This window comes from Kitasatospora sp. NPDC101183 (genome assembly GCF_044767945.1).
Taxonomy (GTDB): Bacteria; Actinomycetota; Actinomycetes; order Streptomycetales; family Streptomycetaceae; genus Kitasatospora.
Genome location: NZ_JBIWOW010000012.1, coordinates 196870 through 212180, shown reverse-complemented (window position 1 = coordinate 212180; position 15311 = coordinate 196870). Strand labels below are relative to the sequence as shown.

The window sequence follows — 15311 nt, the reverse complement described above, 5'->3', positions numbered from 1 at the left end:
GGCTTGGATCGAGCCGGTGCCCGTCCAATGTAACGCATCGGCCCGCAGAGGCAAGGAGTCGGCGGACGCGAGGCCCGATCGAGCCGCGCTGTGGCGGGCGGGCGCCCAATGCCGTCGAGGGGTTGTGGGGACCGCACACTCAATGAACGTTATTTCTGGCAACCCCTTGGAAGGTGCGACGATCGAGGTCTAGCATGCGCAGGCGATGCCTTCAACAAAATGTTGAACCTGCGGGACGGACGGAAGAAGGAAGCGTCGATGGCGACGGTGCCCAGTGTCTCGAACTCGATCACGGTACGGCTGGAGGTCCCGGCCCGGGGCAACGCCGTCAGTGCGATCACCACGGCCGTGGAGTCCTCCGGCGGTTCGGTGACCGGTCTCGATGTCACCGCCTCCGGCCTGGAGGCCCTGCGGATCGACGTCACGGTGGCGGCCTCCTCCGTCGCGCACGGCGAGGAGATCGTCGAGAAGCTGCGCGCCATCGACGGCGTGGCCATCGGCAAGGTCTCGGACCGCACCTTCCTGATGCACCTCGGCGGCAAGATCGAGATGTCCTCCAAGCTGCCGATCCGCAACCGTGACGACCTCAGCATGATCTACACCCCGGGTGTCGCCCGGGTCTGCATGGCGATCGCCGAGAACCCCGAGGACGCCCGCCGCCTGACCATCAAGCGCAACAGCGTCGCCGTGGTCACCGACGGCTCGGCCGTGCTGGGCCTGGGCAACATCGGCCCGGCCGCCGCCCTGCCCGTCATGGAGGGCAAGGCCGCCCTGTTCAAGCGCTTCGCCGGCATCGACGCCTGGCCGATCTGCCTGGACACCCAGGACTCCGACGAGATCGTGGCCATCGTCAAGGCGATCGCCCCGGGCTTCGCCGGCATCAACCTGGAGGACATCTCCGCGCCGCGCTGCTTCGAGATCGAGGCCCGGCTGCGCGAGGCCCTGGACATCCCGGTCTTCCACGACGACCAGCACGGCACCGCCATCGTGGTGCTCGCCGCCCTCACCAACGCCCTCAAGGTCGTCGGCAAGGAGATCGGCGACATCCGCGTGGTGATGTCGGGCGCCGGCGCCGCCGGCACCGCGATCCTCAAGCTGCTGCTGGCCGCCGGCGTCGAGCACGCCACCGTGGCGGACGTGCGCGGCGTGGTCCACCTGGGCCGTGACGACCTCAACGACAGCCTGCGCTGGATCGCCGAGCACACCAACCGCTCGGGCCGCACCGGCACCCTCAAGGAGGCCGTGGCCGACGCGGACGTCTTCATCGGCGTCTCGGCCCCGAACGTGCTGGACGGCGACGACCTGGCCACCATGGCCGAGAACTCCATCGTCTTCGCCCTGGCCAACCCCGACCCCGAGGTCGACCCGGCCATCGCCCGCCAGACCGCCGCCGTGGTCGCCACCGGCCGCAGCGACTTCCCGAACCAGATCAACAACGTGCTGGTCTTCCCGGGTGTCTTCCGCGGCCTGCTGGACGCCCAGAGCCGTACGGTCAACACCGAGATGATGATCGCCGCCGCCCGCGCGCTGGCCACCACCGTCGCCGACGACGAGCTCAACGCGAACTACATCATCCCCAGCGTCTTCAACAAGGACGTCGCCAAGACCGTCGCCTCCGCGGTGCGCGAGGCGGCCCTGGCGGGGGCCCAGGAGGCCGTCGCGCCGCCCCGCCCCACCCCGGGCATCGTCGGCACCCTGGACACCGCCGCGTTCCCCACCGTCAAGCTCTGACCCTCCCGCCCCGAGGACGTGTCGGCGGTCGGTCAAATGTCCGATTGGCGGCCATACCCGCCCAAGCCCGCCCCGAACCCTTGCGACACAAGGGCGAGGGGCGTGTTTGGGCTTGTCAGTCCTAGGGCGTACGGTAGCCCTGCACGGGGCAGGCGTGTCCGACAATTACGGAACGTCCCCCTGGATTCCCGGCGTGTCGTCCCGACCGCCGCCCGCGCCCGGTTCGCCGGAGCCGACGGAGCGTCACAACTCCAACGGGCGGGTGATGTTCGGGTGGCTCGGCCGGGGCCCGATTGGCTTTCTCGGGGCCGGTCGGGGCAGGATTCGTACCCGGCAAGGCGGGCGTTGCCTTCGATGGCACCGGCGCGCGGCATCGGGCACGGACCCGGCCTGCGACCACGCATTGCCTGCATGAGCACAGTGTGCGGACCTGCGGCCCATCCGGGTGCCCCCCGGTGGGAGCACCGATGGGCCCCCGCACACCGCAAGCGAACAGACCACAGGAGTACACATGAACCGCAGTGAGCTGGTGGCCGCGCTGTCCGAGCGCGCCGAGGTGACCCGCAAGGACGCCGACGCCGTTCTGGCCGCCTTCGCCGAGATCGTCGGCGAGGTCGTCGCCAAGGGCGACGAGAAGGTCACCATCCCCGGTTTCCTGACCTTCGAGCGCACCCACCGCGCTGCCCGCACCGCCCGCAACCCGCAGACCGGCGAGCCGATCCAGATCGCGGCCGGCTACAGCGCCAAGGTGAGCGCCGGCTCCAAGCTGAAGGAAGCCGCCAAGGGCGCCTGAACCACCCCTTGAACGCCCGAGAAGGCCGGGCTCCCCGCGGGGAGCCCGGCCTTCTCGTCGTGCGTTCGGACGTTACGCGTCGACCAGCTGCTCGCTGGGCAGCTCGACGTGGGCGCCGAGGTCGCGCAGCTTCTCCATGAAGTTCTCGTAGCCGCGGTTGATCAGGTCGATGCCGTGCACGGTCGAGGTGCCCTCGGCCGCCAGCGCCGCGATCAGGTACGAGAAGCCGCCGCGCAGGTCCGGGATGACCAGCTCGGCGCCCATCAGCTTGGACGGGCCGGAGACGACCGCCGAGTGCAGGAAGTTGCGGGCGCCGAAGCGGCACGGGACGGCGCCCAGGCACTCGCGGTAGAGCTGGATGTGGGCGCCCATCTGGTTGAGCGCGCCGGTGAAGCCGAGCCGGGACTCGTACACCGTCTCGTGGACGATGGACAGGCCCGTGGCCTGGGTCAGCGCCACGACCAGGGGCTGCTGCCAGTCGGTCTGGAAGCCCGGGTGCACGTCCGTCTCCAGGGCGATGGCCTTGAGCTCGCCGCCCGGGTGCCAGAACCGGATGCCCTCGTCGTCCACCTCGAAGGCGCCGCCGACCTTCCGGAAGGTGTTGAGGAAGGTCATCATCTCCAGCTGGCGGGCGCCGCGGACGTAGATGTCGCCCTTGGTGGCCAGCGCCGCGCAGGCCCAGGAAGCGGCCTCCAGCCGGTCCGGCAGGGCCCGGTGGTTGTAGCCGTTCAGCTCGTCCACACCGGTGATCAGGATGGTGCGGTCGGTGCCCAGGGTGATGATCGCGCCCATCTTCTGCAGCACGCAGATCAGGTCGACGATCTCCGGCTCGATGGCCGCGTTGCGCAGCTCGGTGACGCCCTCGGCGAGGACGGCCGTGAGCAGCACCTGCTCGGTCGCGCCGACCGAGGGGTAGGGCAGCTCGATCCTGGTGCCGCGCAGGCGCTGCTGCGCGACCAGGTAGGTGCCCTGGGGGTGCTTCTCGATGCTGGCGCCGAACTGGCGCAGCACCTCGAAGTGGAAGTCGACGGGGCGGCCGCCGATGTCGCAGCCGCCCAGGCCCGGGATGAAGGCGTGGCCGAGGCGGTGCAGCAGCGGGCCGCAGAAGAGGATCGGAATCCGCGAGGAGCCCGCGTGCGCGTCGATGTCGGCGACGTTGGCGCTCTCCACGTGGGAGGGGTCGAGGATCAGCTCGCCGTCCTCGTCGCCGGTGCGCACGGTCACGCCGTGCAGCTGGAGCAGGCCGCGGACCACCTTGACGTCGCGGATGTCCGGGACGTTGCGCAGTCTGCTGGGGCCCTGCCCGAGGAGGGCGGCGACCATGGCCTTGGGGACCAGGTTCTTCGCACCGCGGACGCGGATCTCGCCTTCGAGGGGGTTTCCGCCGTGGACCAGCAGGACGTCGTCGGTCATCGTTCTCGCAATCCGGGGTGCCAGAGGGAGTGGGACGGGCTCCGGTGCGGAGCCGTCGGTGGACCGGTGTTACGGGCGTACGGGCGCGTTCGGGCCCCCGGCGAATCCGAGTCGGCACCGTAGAAGGGCGTCCACCATCCGTAGATGGTAGTAGGCGCGCCGCTGGTTCCCGTGAGCCTCTCCCGTGATGGTGCTCTCTCCCGGGGGGATACCGCCCGCCGGTACGGCCGTACGGGTGTTCGTCCGGCGTGGCGGGGTTTCGACCGTCGAGCTGTCCGAGGGGCCCCGGTTTGCGGGATCATGTGTGGCATGACCGCGGCCCACTCGCACGCAGGCCGGTCCCACACCGGCCGTCTGCTCGTCGCGACGCCCCTGCTCACCGACCCGAACTTCGCGCGCTCGGTGGTGCTGCTGCTGGACCACGACGCCGAGGGGGCGCTCGGGGTGGTCCTCAACCGGCCGACACCGGTCGAGGTGGGCAGCGTACTGGACGGCTGGGGCAGGCTCGTCGGCCGGCCGGCGGTGGTGTTCCAGGGCGGGCCGGTGGCGCTGGACTCGGCGCTGGGCCTGGCCGTGGCGCCGGGGGAGCCGGGCACCGGGCAGCCGCTGGGCTGGCGCCGGGTGCACGGGGCGATCGGCCTGGTCGACCTGGAGGCGCCGCCCGAGGTGCTGGCCGGGGAGCTGGGCGGCCTGCGGATCTTCGCCGGGTACGCCGGCTGGTCGCCGGGCCAGCTGGAGGCGGAGCTGGAGAGCGGCGCCTGGCACCTGGTGGACTGCGAGCCGGGGGACATCTCCAGCCCCGAGCCGGAGCGGCTCTGGCGTGCGGTGCTGCGCCGCCAGCGCGGCCCGCTGGCGCTGCTGGCGACGTACCCGGACGACCCGACGCTGAACTGAGGACGGGCCCGGGGGCAGGGGCCCGCCGCGCGACACTGGCCGGGTCTCCGGGGGCGCCCATAGACTTGGCACCTATGAGCACTCTTGAGCCCGAGCGCGGCCTCGGCACCGGCACCCTGGTCGAGCCCGTCCCGCAGGTGTCCCACGGGGACGGCGACCACGAGCGCTTCGCGCACTACGTCCAGAAGGACAAGATCATGGAGAGCGCGCTCTCCGGGTCTCCCGTGGTCGCGCTCTGCGGCAAGGTGTGGGTGCCCGGGCGCGACCCGAAGAAGTACCCGGTCTGCCCGATGTGCAAGGAGATCTACGACGGCATCGGCAAGCCGCAGGGCGGCGACGGGGACGACAAGAAGTAGTCCCGAAGCGGTCCCGTGCCTCCTCGCGGGGCCGTTTTGCATGGTGCCGTGTTCCCGGTAGTGGTCTATGCCAGTGGATCGGGCCGGGGCAGGATGTCGGAATGGACCTCATTCCCGCACCCACGAGTTCCGTCCTCCGCCCGGGCGAGGACTTCCCCCTCGACGCCGCCACCACGCTGACCGCGCCGCCGGAGCTGGCCGACGCCGAGCGCTGGCTGCGCGCCGCGCTGGGCGCCGCCACCGGGCTGCCGCTCGGGCCCGGGCGGGCGGGCGAGGGGATCGAGCTGGTCCTGGACGGGGCGCTGGCCGCCGAGGCGTACCGGCTCACGGTGCGCCCCGGCCACGCCCTCGTCGCCGCGGGCGGGCCGGCCGGGGCCCTGTGGGGCGCGCAGACCCTGCGCCGACTGCTCGGGCCGGACGCGTACCGCCGCTCCGCGCTGCGCGACGGGGGCTGGGTGCTGCCCGGCGCGGACGTCGAGGACGCCCCCCGGTTCGGCTGGCGCGGGGTGCTGCTGGACGTCGCCCGGCACTTCCTGCCCAAGTCGGACGTGCTGCGCTTCGTCGACCTGATCGCCGCGCACAAGCTCAACGTGCTGCACCTGCACCTGACCGACGACCAGGGCTGGCGGGTGGAGATCAGGCGCTACCCGGAGCTGACCGGGCGCGGCGCCTGGCGGGAGCGCTCGATGGTCGGCTACCGGGCCGGGCAGCGCCGGGACGACCGGCCGCACGGCGGCTTCTACACCCAGGACGACCTGCGGGAGATCGTCGCGTACGCGGCCGCGCGCGGGGTCACCGTCGTTCCCGAGATCGACCTGCCCGGCCACACCCAGGCCGTTGTCGCCGCCTACCCCGAGCTGGGCAACACCGACGTGGTGGACACCTCCGCGCTGGGCGTCTGGACGGACTGGGGGGTCAGCCCGAACGTCCTCAACGCCTCCGAGGAGACGCTGCGCTTCTTCGAGGGCGTGCTGGAGGAGGTGCTGGAGCTGTTCCCGTCCGAGTTCATCCACCTCGGCGGCGACGAGTGCCCCAAGGAGCAGTGGAAGGAGAGCGCCGCCGCCCAGGCGCGCATCCGCGAGCTCGGCCTGGCCAACGAGGACGAGCTGCAGAGCCACGTCATCCGGCACTTCGACCGCTGGCTGGCCGAGCGCGGGCGCCGGCTGATCGGCTGGGACGAGATCCTGGAGGGCGGGCTGGCCCCCGGCGCGGCCGTCTCCTCCTGGCGGGGGTTCGGCGGGGGGATCGCGGCGGCGACGGCCGGGCACGACGTGGTGATGTGCCCCGAGCAGTACGTCTACTTCGACCACCGGCAGGCGGACGGGCCGGACGAGCCGATCCCGGTCGGCTTCGTGCGGAGCCTGGAGGACGTCTACCGCTTCGAGCCGGTGCCGGCGCAGCTGGACGAGGAGGCGGCGCGTCATGTGATCGGGACGCAGGCCAACCTGTGGAGCGAGTTCATGGACAGCGCCCGGGACATCGACTACCGGGCCTTCCCCCGGCTCGCGGCCTTCGCCGAGGTGGCCTGGTCCGAGCTGCCGCGCGAGGGGGCCGAGCGCGACTACGCGGGCTTCGAGCGGAGGCTGGGGGAGCACCTCGCCGTGCTGGACGCGCTCGGCGTGGAGTACCGCCCGGTCGACGGTCCGCACCCCTGGCAGCGGTGGCCCGGGGTGGTCGGCCGGCCGATCGAGGGGCCGCCCCCGGTGCGATGAAAGCCCTCGTCGGGAACTAATGAGCGATCATCTGACGTCAAGAACAGATGAACATCTGCCCTGGCCCGGTCCGGGTCGGGGCAGATACCGCCCGGTATCCGTCCCAATCGGGCAGCCTCGTTCAGCGGCCCCGAAATGATCATCGAGCATTGTGTGCCAGAGTTGCCCAACCCGGCCCGATCGCCCGTACCCTACGGGCCAGGCCGGGCTGCCGACGCGGACAGCACGGCCGGTGCCGCGGCGGCAGGCGATCGATGAGCAAGTGGAGCACGGTGGGACCCAGGTGAACCGGACGATCATGCTGCCGGCCTCGCTCGACGAGGCCGTCGAGGCGCTGGCCACCGCCCCGGGCGCGGTGCCGGTGGCCGGGGCCACCGACCTGATGGAGGCCGTCAACGCCGGGCGGCTGCGCCCCGCCTCCCTGCTCGGCCTCGGCCGCATCACCGAACTGCGCGGCTGGCGCTACGAGGACGGCGGCACCGCCGTCCTCGGCGCGGGACTCACCCACGCCCGGATGGACCGCCCCGACTTCGCCGCGCTCATCCCCGCGCTCGCCGACGCCGCCCGCACCGCCGGCCCGCCCCAGGTCCGCAACGTCGGCACCCTGGGCGGCAACATCGTCACCGCCGCCCCGGCCGGCGACACCCTCCCGGTGCTCACCGCCCTGGAGGCGAGCGTCACCCTCGCCCGCGCCGGCGGCACCCGCGAGGTGCCGGTCAGTCACCTGCTCACCGGGCTCGACCCGGTGCGCCCCGGCGAACTGCTCACCTGGGTGCGCGTCCCCCTGCTGCACGCGCCGCAGGTCTACCTCAAGGCCACCGGCCGCAGCGGCCCCGCCCGCGCCACCGCCTCCGTCGCCCTCGTCCTCGACCCGGCCCGGCGCGGCGTGCGCTGCGCCGTCGGAGCCGTCGCGCCGGTGCCGCTGCGCCCGCTGGAGGCCGAGGCCTGGGTCGCCGGCTGCATCGACTGGGACGGCAGCCGGGAGATCGACCCGGCCGCCACCGCCGCCTTCGGCGAGTACGTGGCCGCCGCCTGCGTCCCCGCCGACTACGGGGCCGAGGGCGCCTGGGAGGCCGTCACCGAGGGGCCGACCGCGGCGGCCGTCCGGCTGCGGCGTACCGTGGCGGTGCTGGCCCGCCGGGCACTGGGAAGGGCGCTGAAGTGACTACGGACCCCATCGAGACCCTCGACGCCGACCCGCTCGGCCCGGGCACCCCGCAGGTCAGCCGTGAACTGCGCCCCTGCGCCTCGTACACCCTGAGGGTCAACGGCTTCGAACGGCCCGTCACCGACGCCTGGATCGGCGAGAGCCTGCTCTACGTGCTGCGCGAGCGCCTCGGCCTGGCCGGCGCCAAGGACGGCTGCGAGCAGGGCGAGTGCGGGGCCTGCTCGGTGCAGGTGGACGGCCAGCTGGTGGCCGGCTGCCTGGTGCCCGCCGCGCTGGCCGCCGACTGCGAGGTCAACACCGTCGAGGGCCTCTCGGCCGCCGGTGGCGCCAGCGACGTCCAGCAGGCCCTGGCCGCCTCCGGAGCCGTCCAGTGCGGCTACTGCGCGCCCGGCATGGCGATGGCCGTGCACGACCTGCTCCAGCGCAACCACCGGCCCACCGAGGTCGAGGCCCGGCAGGCGCTCTGCGGCAACCTCTGCCGCTGCACCGGCTACCGGGGCGTGCTGGCCGCCGTCCAGACCGTCGCGGACGCCCGGGCCCTGGACGCCGAGGAGGCCGAGGCGGCCGCCGTCGCCGCCGTCGAGGAGGCCCCGGCGCCCGTCGTGGAGGAGTCGGCGCCCGAGCCCGTCGTCGAGGAGCCCGTCTACGCCGATGCCGAGGCCTGGATCGAGGCCGCCCCGCCGGCCGCCCCGGCCGCCGCCGCTCCCGTCACCGCGCCCCTCGCCGACCCGAACTCCCCGTACGCCGACCCGGCCGGCGGCTACGACACCGGCGTGTACGACACCTCGGCCCTGACGGCCCACCAGGCCGTCATCCCCGCCCAGGCCGCCGACGACCAGGTCTACCAGCCGGCCCAGGGCTACTCCGAACAGCCGTACCAGGCCACCCCGGCGCACGGCACCTACGTGCCCGTCGGCTACCCGGACGGCTACCAGCAGGCCGCGGGCTACGACGCCGGGTACGACGCCCCCGTCTACGAGCCCACCCCCGCGCACGGCACCCCGCTGCCCGGCTACGACCCGGCGGCCGTGCCCCCGCACGCCACCCCCGCCCACGGCATCCGCCTCCCCGAGGACGACCACGCATCATGACGTCGCCTACCGACATCGGCGCAGCACTCCAGCAGGACGGCGGCGCGGGCGGCGCCGCACCGGAGGCCGCGGGCCTGGGCAGCTCCCCGCTGCGCGGCGACGCCCTGCCCAAGGCGCTCGGCATCTACCCGTACGCGGCCGACCTCTGGGCCGAGGGCCTGCTCTGGGGCGCCGTGCTGCGCTCCCCGCACCCGCACGCGCGCATCCGGGGCATCGACACCTCGGCCGCGCTCGCCCTGCCCGGCGTGCACGCCGTCGTCACCGGCGCCGACCTGCCGCCCGGCCCGGACGGCAGCCCCGACGGCGCGCCCTCGGGCCCGATCGTCGCCGACCGGCCCGTGCTGGCCGTCGGCGTGGTGCGCCACCACGGCGAGCCCGTCGCGGCGGTGGCGGCCGACCACCCGGACACGGCCCGGCTGGCGGTCGGTCTGATCGCGGTCGACTACGAGCCGCTGGAGGCCGTCACCGACCCCGAGCAGGCCTTCACCGCCCCGGCGCTGCACCCGGACGGCAACCTCTTCCGCCACCTGCCGCTGCGCACGGGGGACCCGGACGCGGCCGGCGAGATCATCGTCGAGGGCCTCTACCAGGTCGGCCGTCAGGACCCGGCCCCGCTCGGCGCCGAGGCCGGCCTCGCCGTGCCGCGCCCGGACGGCGGGGTGGAACTGCACCTGTCCTCCACCGACCCGCACGGCGACCGCGACCGCACCGCCGCCTGCCTCGGCCTGGAGCCGGACCGCGTCCGGCTGGTCGCCACCGGCGTGCCCGGGGCCACCACCGACCGCGAGGACCTCTCCTTCCAGGTCACCCTGGCCCTGCTGGCGCTGCGCACCGGCCGCCCGGTGAAGATGACCCTCACCCGCGAGGAGTCCTTCCACACCCACACCTCGCGCCACCCCGCGCTGCTGCGCTACCGCCACCACGCCGACGCCGAGGGCGTCCTGGTGAAGGTCGAGGCGCAGGTCCTGCTGGACGGCGGGGCCTACGCCGACGTCTCCTCCGAGGCGCTGGCCGCCGCGACGGCCTTCTCCGTCGGCCCGTACAACTGCCCCAACGTCTTCGTGGACGCCTGGGCGGTGCGCACCAACAACCCGCCGGCCGGGCGGATGCGCGGCGAGGGCGCGCTGCAGGCCTGCTTCGCGTACGAGTCGCAGCTGGACCAGCTGGCCGCCCGGGTGGGCGTGGACCCGGTGGAGATCCGCCGGCGCAACGCGATGTCCACCGGCGACCCGCTGCCCACCGGACAGGCCGTCACCTGCCCCGCGCCGGTGAAGGCGCTGCTGGACGCGGTGGCCGCCGAGCCGCTGCCGGCCCTGCCGGTGGACGACCCGGACGCCGAGTGGCTGCTGCCGGGAGGGCCCGGCGGCGCCGGGGACCCGGCGGCGGTGCGGCGGGGGATCGGCTACGCCGTCGGCATGGTGCACATGCTGGGCGCCGAGGGCGAGGACGAGGTCTCCACCGCCACCGTGCGGGTCAGCGGGGACCACGCCACCGTCATCTGCGCGGCCGTGGACGCGGGCCAGGGCTTCGCCACGCTGGCCCGGCAGATCGTGCAGACCGTGCTGGGCGTCAGCGAGGTCTACCTGGCGCCGGCCGACAGCGACCAGTCCGTCGCCGGGCCCTCCGCCCGGGGGCGGCACACCTGGGTCTCCGGCGGGGCCGTCGAGCGGGCCGCGCTGATGGTCCGCCACCAGCTGCTCCAGCCGATCGCGGCCAACTTCGGGATGTCCGCCGAGCTGCTCCAGATCGCCGACGGCAAGATCACCTCCTACGACGGGGTGCTCGGCATGCCGGTCGCGGAGGCGCTGGAGGGCAAGGAGCTGTGGGCGACCGCGCAGTGCCGCCCGCACCCGACCGAGCCGCTGGACGACAACGGGCAGGGCGACGCCTTCGTCTCCATCTCCTTCTGCGCGATGCGCGCGGTGGTGGACGTGGACATCGAGCTGGGCGCCGTCCGGGTGGTCGAGATGGCCGTCGCCCAGGAGGTGGGCCGCGCGCTGAACCCGCGCCAGATCGAGGACCGCATCGAGGCGGGCGTGGCCCAGGGCGTGGGCCTGGCCCTGCTGGAGGACCTGCGCACCGAGGGCGGCCTGCTGCTCAACCCCTCGCTGACGGGCTACCGGCTGCCGACCGCGCTGGACACCCCGGAGGTGCGGATCGCCGCGCTGCTGGAGGAGCGGGACGTGGTGGCCACCTTCGGCGCCAAGGCCGTCAGCGCCGTCCCCGCCGTGGTCGCCCCGGCGGCCGTGGCCGCCGCCGTCCGGGCCGCCACCGGCCTGCCGGTCGGCCGGCTGCCGATCCGGCCGGAGGACGCCGTCTCGGCCTGAGATCCGGGAGGATCCCCGGAAACGCGGAATTGCCGGTCGACTTTTCGGAGTCGACCGGCAATTCCTTTTCCATCGAGGCCGTGGCGGGAATTGAACCCGCGTGCACCGCTTTGCAGACGGTTCCCTGAGCCACTCGGGCACACGGCCAGTGAATTCAGGATGGCGGAATTCGCGAATCAGGTCAACGCCGTATTGTAAATTCTGCATGGCGAAGTGTGCTACCGTCGGAATCCGGTGGCTGTTTTCCCGCCACCCCGGACGAGCGCGTCGTACCCGGTGACGACAAGACGGCGCAGTTCAGCGGCAACCCGGCCGCTGTGAACTGCGGAGGTGGCCGTCATGGCCTGGCTCGTTCTGCTCGTCTCCGGTCTCCTGGAGACCGTGTGGGCGGTGGCCCTGGAATCGTCCAAGGGCTTCTCCCGTCTCGTCCCCAGCGTCGTCTTCGGCGTCGCCCTGCTGCTCAGCATGGGCGGGCTCGCGTACGCGATGCGCACCATCCCGATCGGCACCGGCTACGCGGTCTGGGTCGGCATCGGCGCGGTCGGCACCGCGGTCTACGGCATGGCCGTGCTGGGGGACGCGGTGACGGCGGCCCGGATCGGCTGCCTGCTGCTGATCGTCTCCGGCGTGGTGGGGCTCAAGGTGCTGCACTGACCCGCCGGACCCACCCGCCGGACCTACGCCCCGGGGCGGAGGCGAACAGCGACTCCCGTCAGGGGTCAACGAACCAGTCGGCACTTACGATGTTACGTATGACCACAGCCTCCCCCACCTCGGTCGACACCGCCCCTCCGCCCTCCGGAACCGACCCCGGCGGAGGGGTGCTCGGCGCCCGCTACCGCGCGCTGACGCTGGGGATCGTCTCCGTGGTCCTGGTGATCGCCTTCGAGGCGACCGCCGTCAACACCGCGATGCCGGTCGCGGCCCGGCAGTTGGACGGCCTCGGGCTGTACGCCTTCGCCTTCTCCGGCTACTTCACCACCACGCTGTTCGCCCTGGTCGTCTCCGGCCAGTGGTGCGACAAGCGCGGGCCGCTGCAGCCGCTGTTCGCGGGCATCGCGGTGTTCGGCGTGGGCCTGGTGGTGGCCGGGACGGCGCCCGGCATGTGGGTGTTCGTCGCCGGGCGCGCGATACAGGGGCTGGGCGGCGGGCTGGTGATCGTCGCCCTGTACGTGGTCGTCGGCCGGGCCTACCCGGAGCGGCTGCGGCCGGCCGTCTTCGCGGCCTTCTCCTCGGCCTGGGTGCTGCCCTCGATCGTCGGCCCGCTGGTCTCCGGGGCCGTCACCCAGCACCTGGGCTGGCGCTGGGTGTTCCTGGCCGTGCCGGCGCTGATCCTGCTGCCGCTGGCCGTCATGGGCCCGGCGCTGGCCCGCTCGGAGCGCGAGCACCCGGTGCTCAAGGGCGCCGACTTCGACCGCCGGCGCACCCTGCTGGCCGCGATGGCGGCGCTGGGAGCCGGCCTGCTCCAGTACGCCGGGCAGCGGCTCGACCTGATCGGGCTGGTCCCGGGCGCGGCGGGGGTGGCGCTGCTGGCCCCGGCCGTCCTCGGGCTGCTGCCGACCGGCACCCTGCGCTCCGGGCGGGGCCTGCCCACGGTGATCCTGCTGCGCGGGGTCGCGGCCGGGGCGTTCTTCGCGGCCGAGGCGTTCGTCCCGCTGATGATGGTCACCCAGCGCGGCCTGTCGCCGACGCTGGCCGGGCTCACCCTGACCAGCGGCGGGCTCTCCTGGGCGCTGGGCTCCTGGCTCCAGGGCCGGCCCGGGGCCGAGCGCTACCGGGCGGTCATGATCCGCGGCGGCTTCCTGCTGAGCGCGGTGGCGATCGCGGGCGCGGCGCTGGTGCTCGTCCCGGCGGTGCCGGCCTGGGCGGCGGCGGTGGCCTGGGGCGTGGGCGGCATCGGGATGGGGCTGACGGTCTCCTCCGTCAGCGTGCTGATGATGAAGCTCTCCGCACCGGAGGACGCCGGGGCCAACTCGGCGGCGCTCCAGATGAGCGACGCGCTGGGCAACGTGCTGCTGACCGGCCTGGCCGGGGTGATCTTCGCGGCCCTCGGCGGCGGTTCGCTGGCCGTGGCCCACGAGAGCGCCGAAGGCGCCGGCTCGGCCGGCGCCTTCGCGGTGATCCTGCTGACCATGGCCGGGGTCGCGCTGGTCGGGGCGGTGCTCGCCGGCCGGGTCCGGGCGAGGGCCTAGTTGGCCGCGGGCGAGGCGGGCGAGGCGGGCGGGGCGGCGGGGGTGCCGAGGAAGGTCGCCCAGCCGCCCGCCGGGGACTGGCCCGGGGCCAGGCTCTGCAGCTTGCGCAGCACCGCCGGGTCCTGGGCGTCCAGCCAGTCCACGAGCTGGCGGAAGGAGACCAGCCGGACCTCGGGCTTGCCCGCGATCTGCTTCAGGGCGTCCTCGACGGCGTTCATGTAGATGCCGCCGTTCCACTCCTCGAAGTGGTTGCCGATCACGTACGGCGCCCGGTTGCTGTTGTACGTCCGGTCGAAGCCCATCATGTACGAGTCCCGGGCCTGGGTCTGGAAGCCCGGGTGGAGGGCCGGGTCGGCCTTGGTGTTGGGGCCGCACTGGTTGTACATGATGTTGTAGTCCATCGACAGCACCTGGAAGGTGTGCCCGGGGAAGGGGATGGACTGCAGCGGGAGGTCCCACAGGGCGCCGCCCTGGATCTTCTGCGGCCAGACCTGGGTGCCGTTGCCGCTGCTGTCGTAGCGCCAGCCGCGCTTGACGGCGGTGGGCAGCAGGTTGCGCTGGCCCTCCAGGCAGGGGGTGCGGCTGCCGATCAGCTCCTTGCCGTAGTCGAAGGGCAGCGGGGGCAGGTCGGTGAAGCCGGTGTTGGTGCGCCAGTTGGTCACGAAGTCCATGGCCTGCTGGATCTCGCTGTCCCACTCCTCGGGGGACCACCGGCCGACACCCGTCGAGCCGCAGAAGTGGCCGTTGAAGTGGGTGCCGATCTCGTGGCCCTCCAGCCAGGCCGCGTGGACGTTCTCCAGGGTGTCGCGGATGTGCTGGTCGCTCAGGTACCCGATGTCGGAGGCGCCCGCCTTGTGCTGCGGCGGGCGGTAGAGGTCCTTCTTGGACTCGGGCAGCAGGTAGAGGCCGCTCAGGAAGAACGTCATCTTGGCGTCGTGCTCCTGCGCCAGCTTGCGGAAGCGGGCGAACAGGCCGTTGTCGAGTTCGCCGGCGCCGTCCCAGGAGAAGACCACGAACTGCGGGGGCCGCTGGCCCGGCTGCAGCTTCTCGGGGACGGGCTGGTGCGGCTGGGCGCCGGTGTCGGAGGTGGAGCCGTCGCCGATCAGGACGGCCTTCGGCTGGGGCGCCGGGGCCGGGGTGGGGGTCTCGGTGGCGGTGGCGGAGCCGGGGGCGTCGCTCACCGCCGGGGCCGCGCGCTCCCCGCCGTTGCCGTTGCCGGTCCCGCAGCCGGCCGCCAGGGCGGCGGCCGTCGCCGCGCCGGCGGCCAGCAGGGTGCGGCGCGAGAGGGCGTCCATGATCACTCCGTTCATCGGGCGTTCGGCGGGGGTGTGCGCAGGTGCGGTCCGGTGGGACAAGTGGGGTGATAGACCCGTGACCGGGTCAGCATGGCACGCGGGTCGTGACGGTCGTCGCGGCTCGGCGGACGGTCGTGAGCGATCGCTCGATTGACGCAACCGAACGCGCGGAGCGCTCGTCGAAGCACGTGTCGGGACCGCTGCCGCACCGGTGCGGGCCGCACCCCGAGGTCGCTCTCCGTGCCCGTTCGAGTGCTCGGCGCTGTCGCGGAGGCCCCGGCCCTGCCGATCGGGGGGTGTCGATGTGACCGTCGTGCCGACGTGGCTTACGGTTCGATC

General features: G+C 73.5%; 12 protein-coding genes, 1 tRNA gene and 1 riboswitch. Of the genes, 10 read left to right on the top strand and 3 right to left on the bottom strand.

The window, feature by feature from the left end; all coding sequences use genetic code 11:
* The first annotated feature begins 258 nt into the window (after window positions 1–258).
* Together ACIRRS_RS19055 and ACIRRS_RS19050 are read left to right on the top strand one after the other, a co-directional pair.
* Window positions 259–1731: an NAD-dependent malic enzyme gene (locus ACIRRS_RS19055; RefSeq protein WP_402972012.1), complete on the top strand. Its 1473-nt coding sequence runs from the start codon at window positions 259–261 to the stop codon at window positions 1729–1731.
* Window positions 1732–2242: 511 nt separating this feature from the next.
* Window positions 2243–2524: an HU family DNA-binding protein gene (locus ACIRRS_RS19050; protein ID WP_030059737.1), complete on the top strand. Its 282-nt coding sequence runs from the start codon at window positions 2243–2245 to the stop codon at window positions 2522–2524.
* 72 nt (window positions 2525–2596) lie between these two features.
* On the opposite strand, the gene murA is transcribed toward ACIRRS_RS19050, so the two are convergent.
* Window positions 2597–3937: a UDP-N-acetylglucosamine 1-carboxyvinyltransferase gene (murA, locus tag ACIRRS_RS19045; protein WP_402972010.1), complete on the bottom strand. Its 1341-nt coding sequence runs from the start codon at window positions 3935–3937 to the stop codon at window positions 2597–2599.
* A gap of 300 nt (window positions 3938–4237) precedes the next feature.
* On the opposite strand from murA, the gene ACIRRS_RS19040 reads away from it, so the two are divergent.
* The 6 genes from ACIRRS_RS19040 to ACIRRS_RS19015 all read left to right on the top strand — a co-directional run bounded on the left by ACIRRS_RS19040 (window position 4238) and on the right by ACIRRS_RS19015 (window position 11485).
* Entirely contained in the window at window positions 4238–4831 is a 594-nt protein-coding gene (locus ACIRRS_RS19040) for a YqgE/AlgH family protein (protein ID WP_402972008.1), read from the top strand.
* Window positions 4832–4905: 74 nt separating this feature from the next.
* Window positions 4906–5187: a DUF3039 domain-containing protein gene (locus ACIRRS_RS19035; protein WP_402972006.1), complete on the top strand. Its 282-nt coding sequence runs from the start codon at window positions 4906–4908 to the stop codon at window positions 5185–5187.
* A gap of 101 nt (window positions 5188–5288) precedes the next feature.
* Window positions 5289–6899, top strand: a complete 1611-nt coding sequence (locus ACIRRS_RS19030; protein ID WP_402972004.1) for a beta-N-acetylhexosaminidase — start codon at window positions 5289–5291, stop codon at window positions 6897–6899.
* Window positions 6900–7197: 298 nt separating this feature from the next.
* Complete coding sequence (locus ACIRRS_RS19025; protein ID WP_402972084.1) at window positions 7198–8064, top strand: FAD binding domain-containing protein; 867 nt, start codon at window positions 7198–7200, stop codon at window positions 8062–8064.
* A complete protein-coding gene (locus tag ACIRRS_RS19020; RefSeq protein ID WP_402972002.1) occupies window positions 8061–9158 on the top strand; it encodes a (2Fe-2S)-binding protein in 1098 nt (365 codons plus the stop codon). The genes ACIRRS_RS19025 and ACIRRS_RS19020 overlap by 4 nt, the downstream gene beginning before the upstream one ends.
* Window positions 9155–11485, top strand: a complete 2331-nt coding sequence (locus ACIRRS_RS19015) for a xanthine dehydrogenase family protein molybdopterin-binding subunit (protein ID WP_402972000.1) — start codon at window positions 9155–9157, stop codon at window positions 11483–11485. Before ACIRRS_RS19020 ends, ACIRRS_RS19015 begins: the two co-directional genes overlap by 4 nt.
* Before the next feature lie 75 nt (window positions 11486–11560).
* Here ACIRRS_RS19015 and ACIRRS_RS19010 read toward each other — a convergent pair.
* Window positions 11561–11632 (bottom strand) — tRNA-Cys (locus tag ACIRRS_RS19010).
* 84 nt (window positions 11633–11716) lie between these two features.
* Window positions 11717–11782: riboswitch (guanidine-III (ykkC-III) riboswitch) on the top strand.
* A gap of 42 nt (window positions 11783–11824) precedes the next feature.
* On the opposite strand from ACIRRS_RS19010, the gene ACIRRS_RS19005 reads away from it, so the two are divergent.
* Window positions 11825–12139 carry a DMT family transporter gene (locus tag ACIRRS_RS19005; RefSeq protein WP_402971998.1) on the top strand — a complete coding sequence of 105 codons (315 nt, stop codon included), beginning with the start codon at window positions 11825–11827 and terminating at the stop codon, window positions 12137–12139.
* Window positions 12140–12237: 98 nt separating this feature from the next.
* Window positions 12238–13677, top strand: coding sequence for an MFS transporter (locus ACIRRS_RS19000; RefSeq protein WP_402971996.1), 1440 nt, complete (start codon window positions 12238–12240; stop codon window positions 13675–13677).
* On the opposite strand, the gene ACIRRS_RS18995 is transcribed toward ACIRRS_RS19000, so the two are convergent.
* Window positions 13674–14972: a hypothetical protein gene (locus ACIRRS_RS18995; RefSeq protein WP_402971995.1), complete on the bottom strand. Its 1299-nt coding sequence runs from the start codon at window positions 14970–14972 to the stop codon at window positions 13674–13676. The genes ACIRRS_RS19000 and ACIRRS_RS18995 overlap by 4 nt on opposite strands.
* Window positions 14973–15311 lie beyond the last annotated feature (339 nt).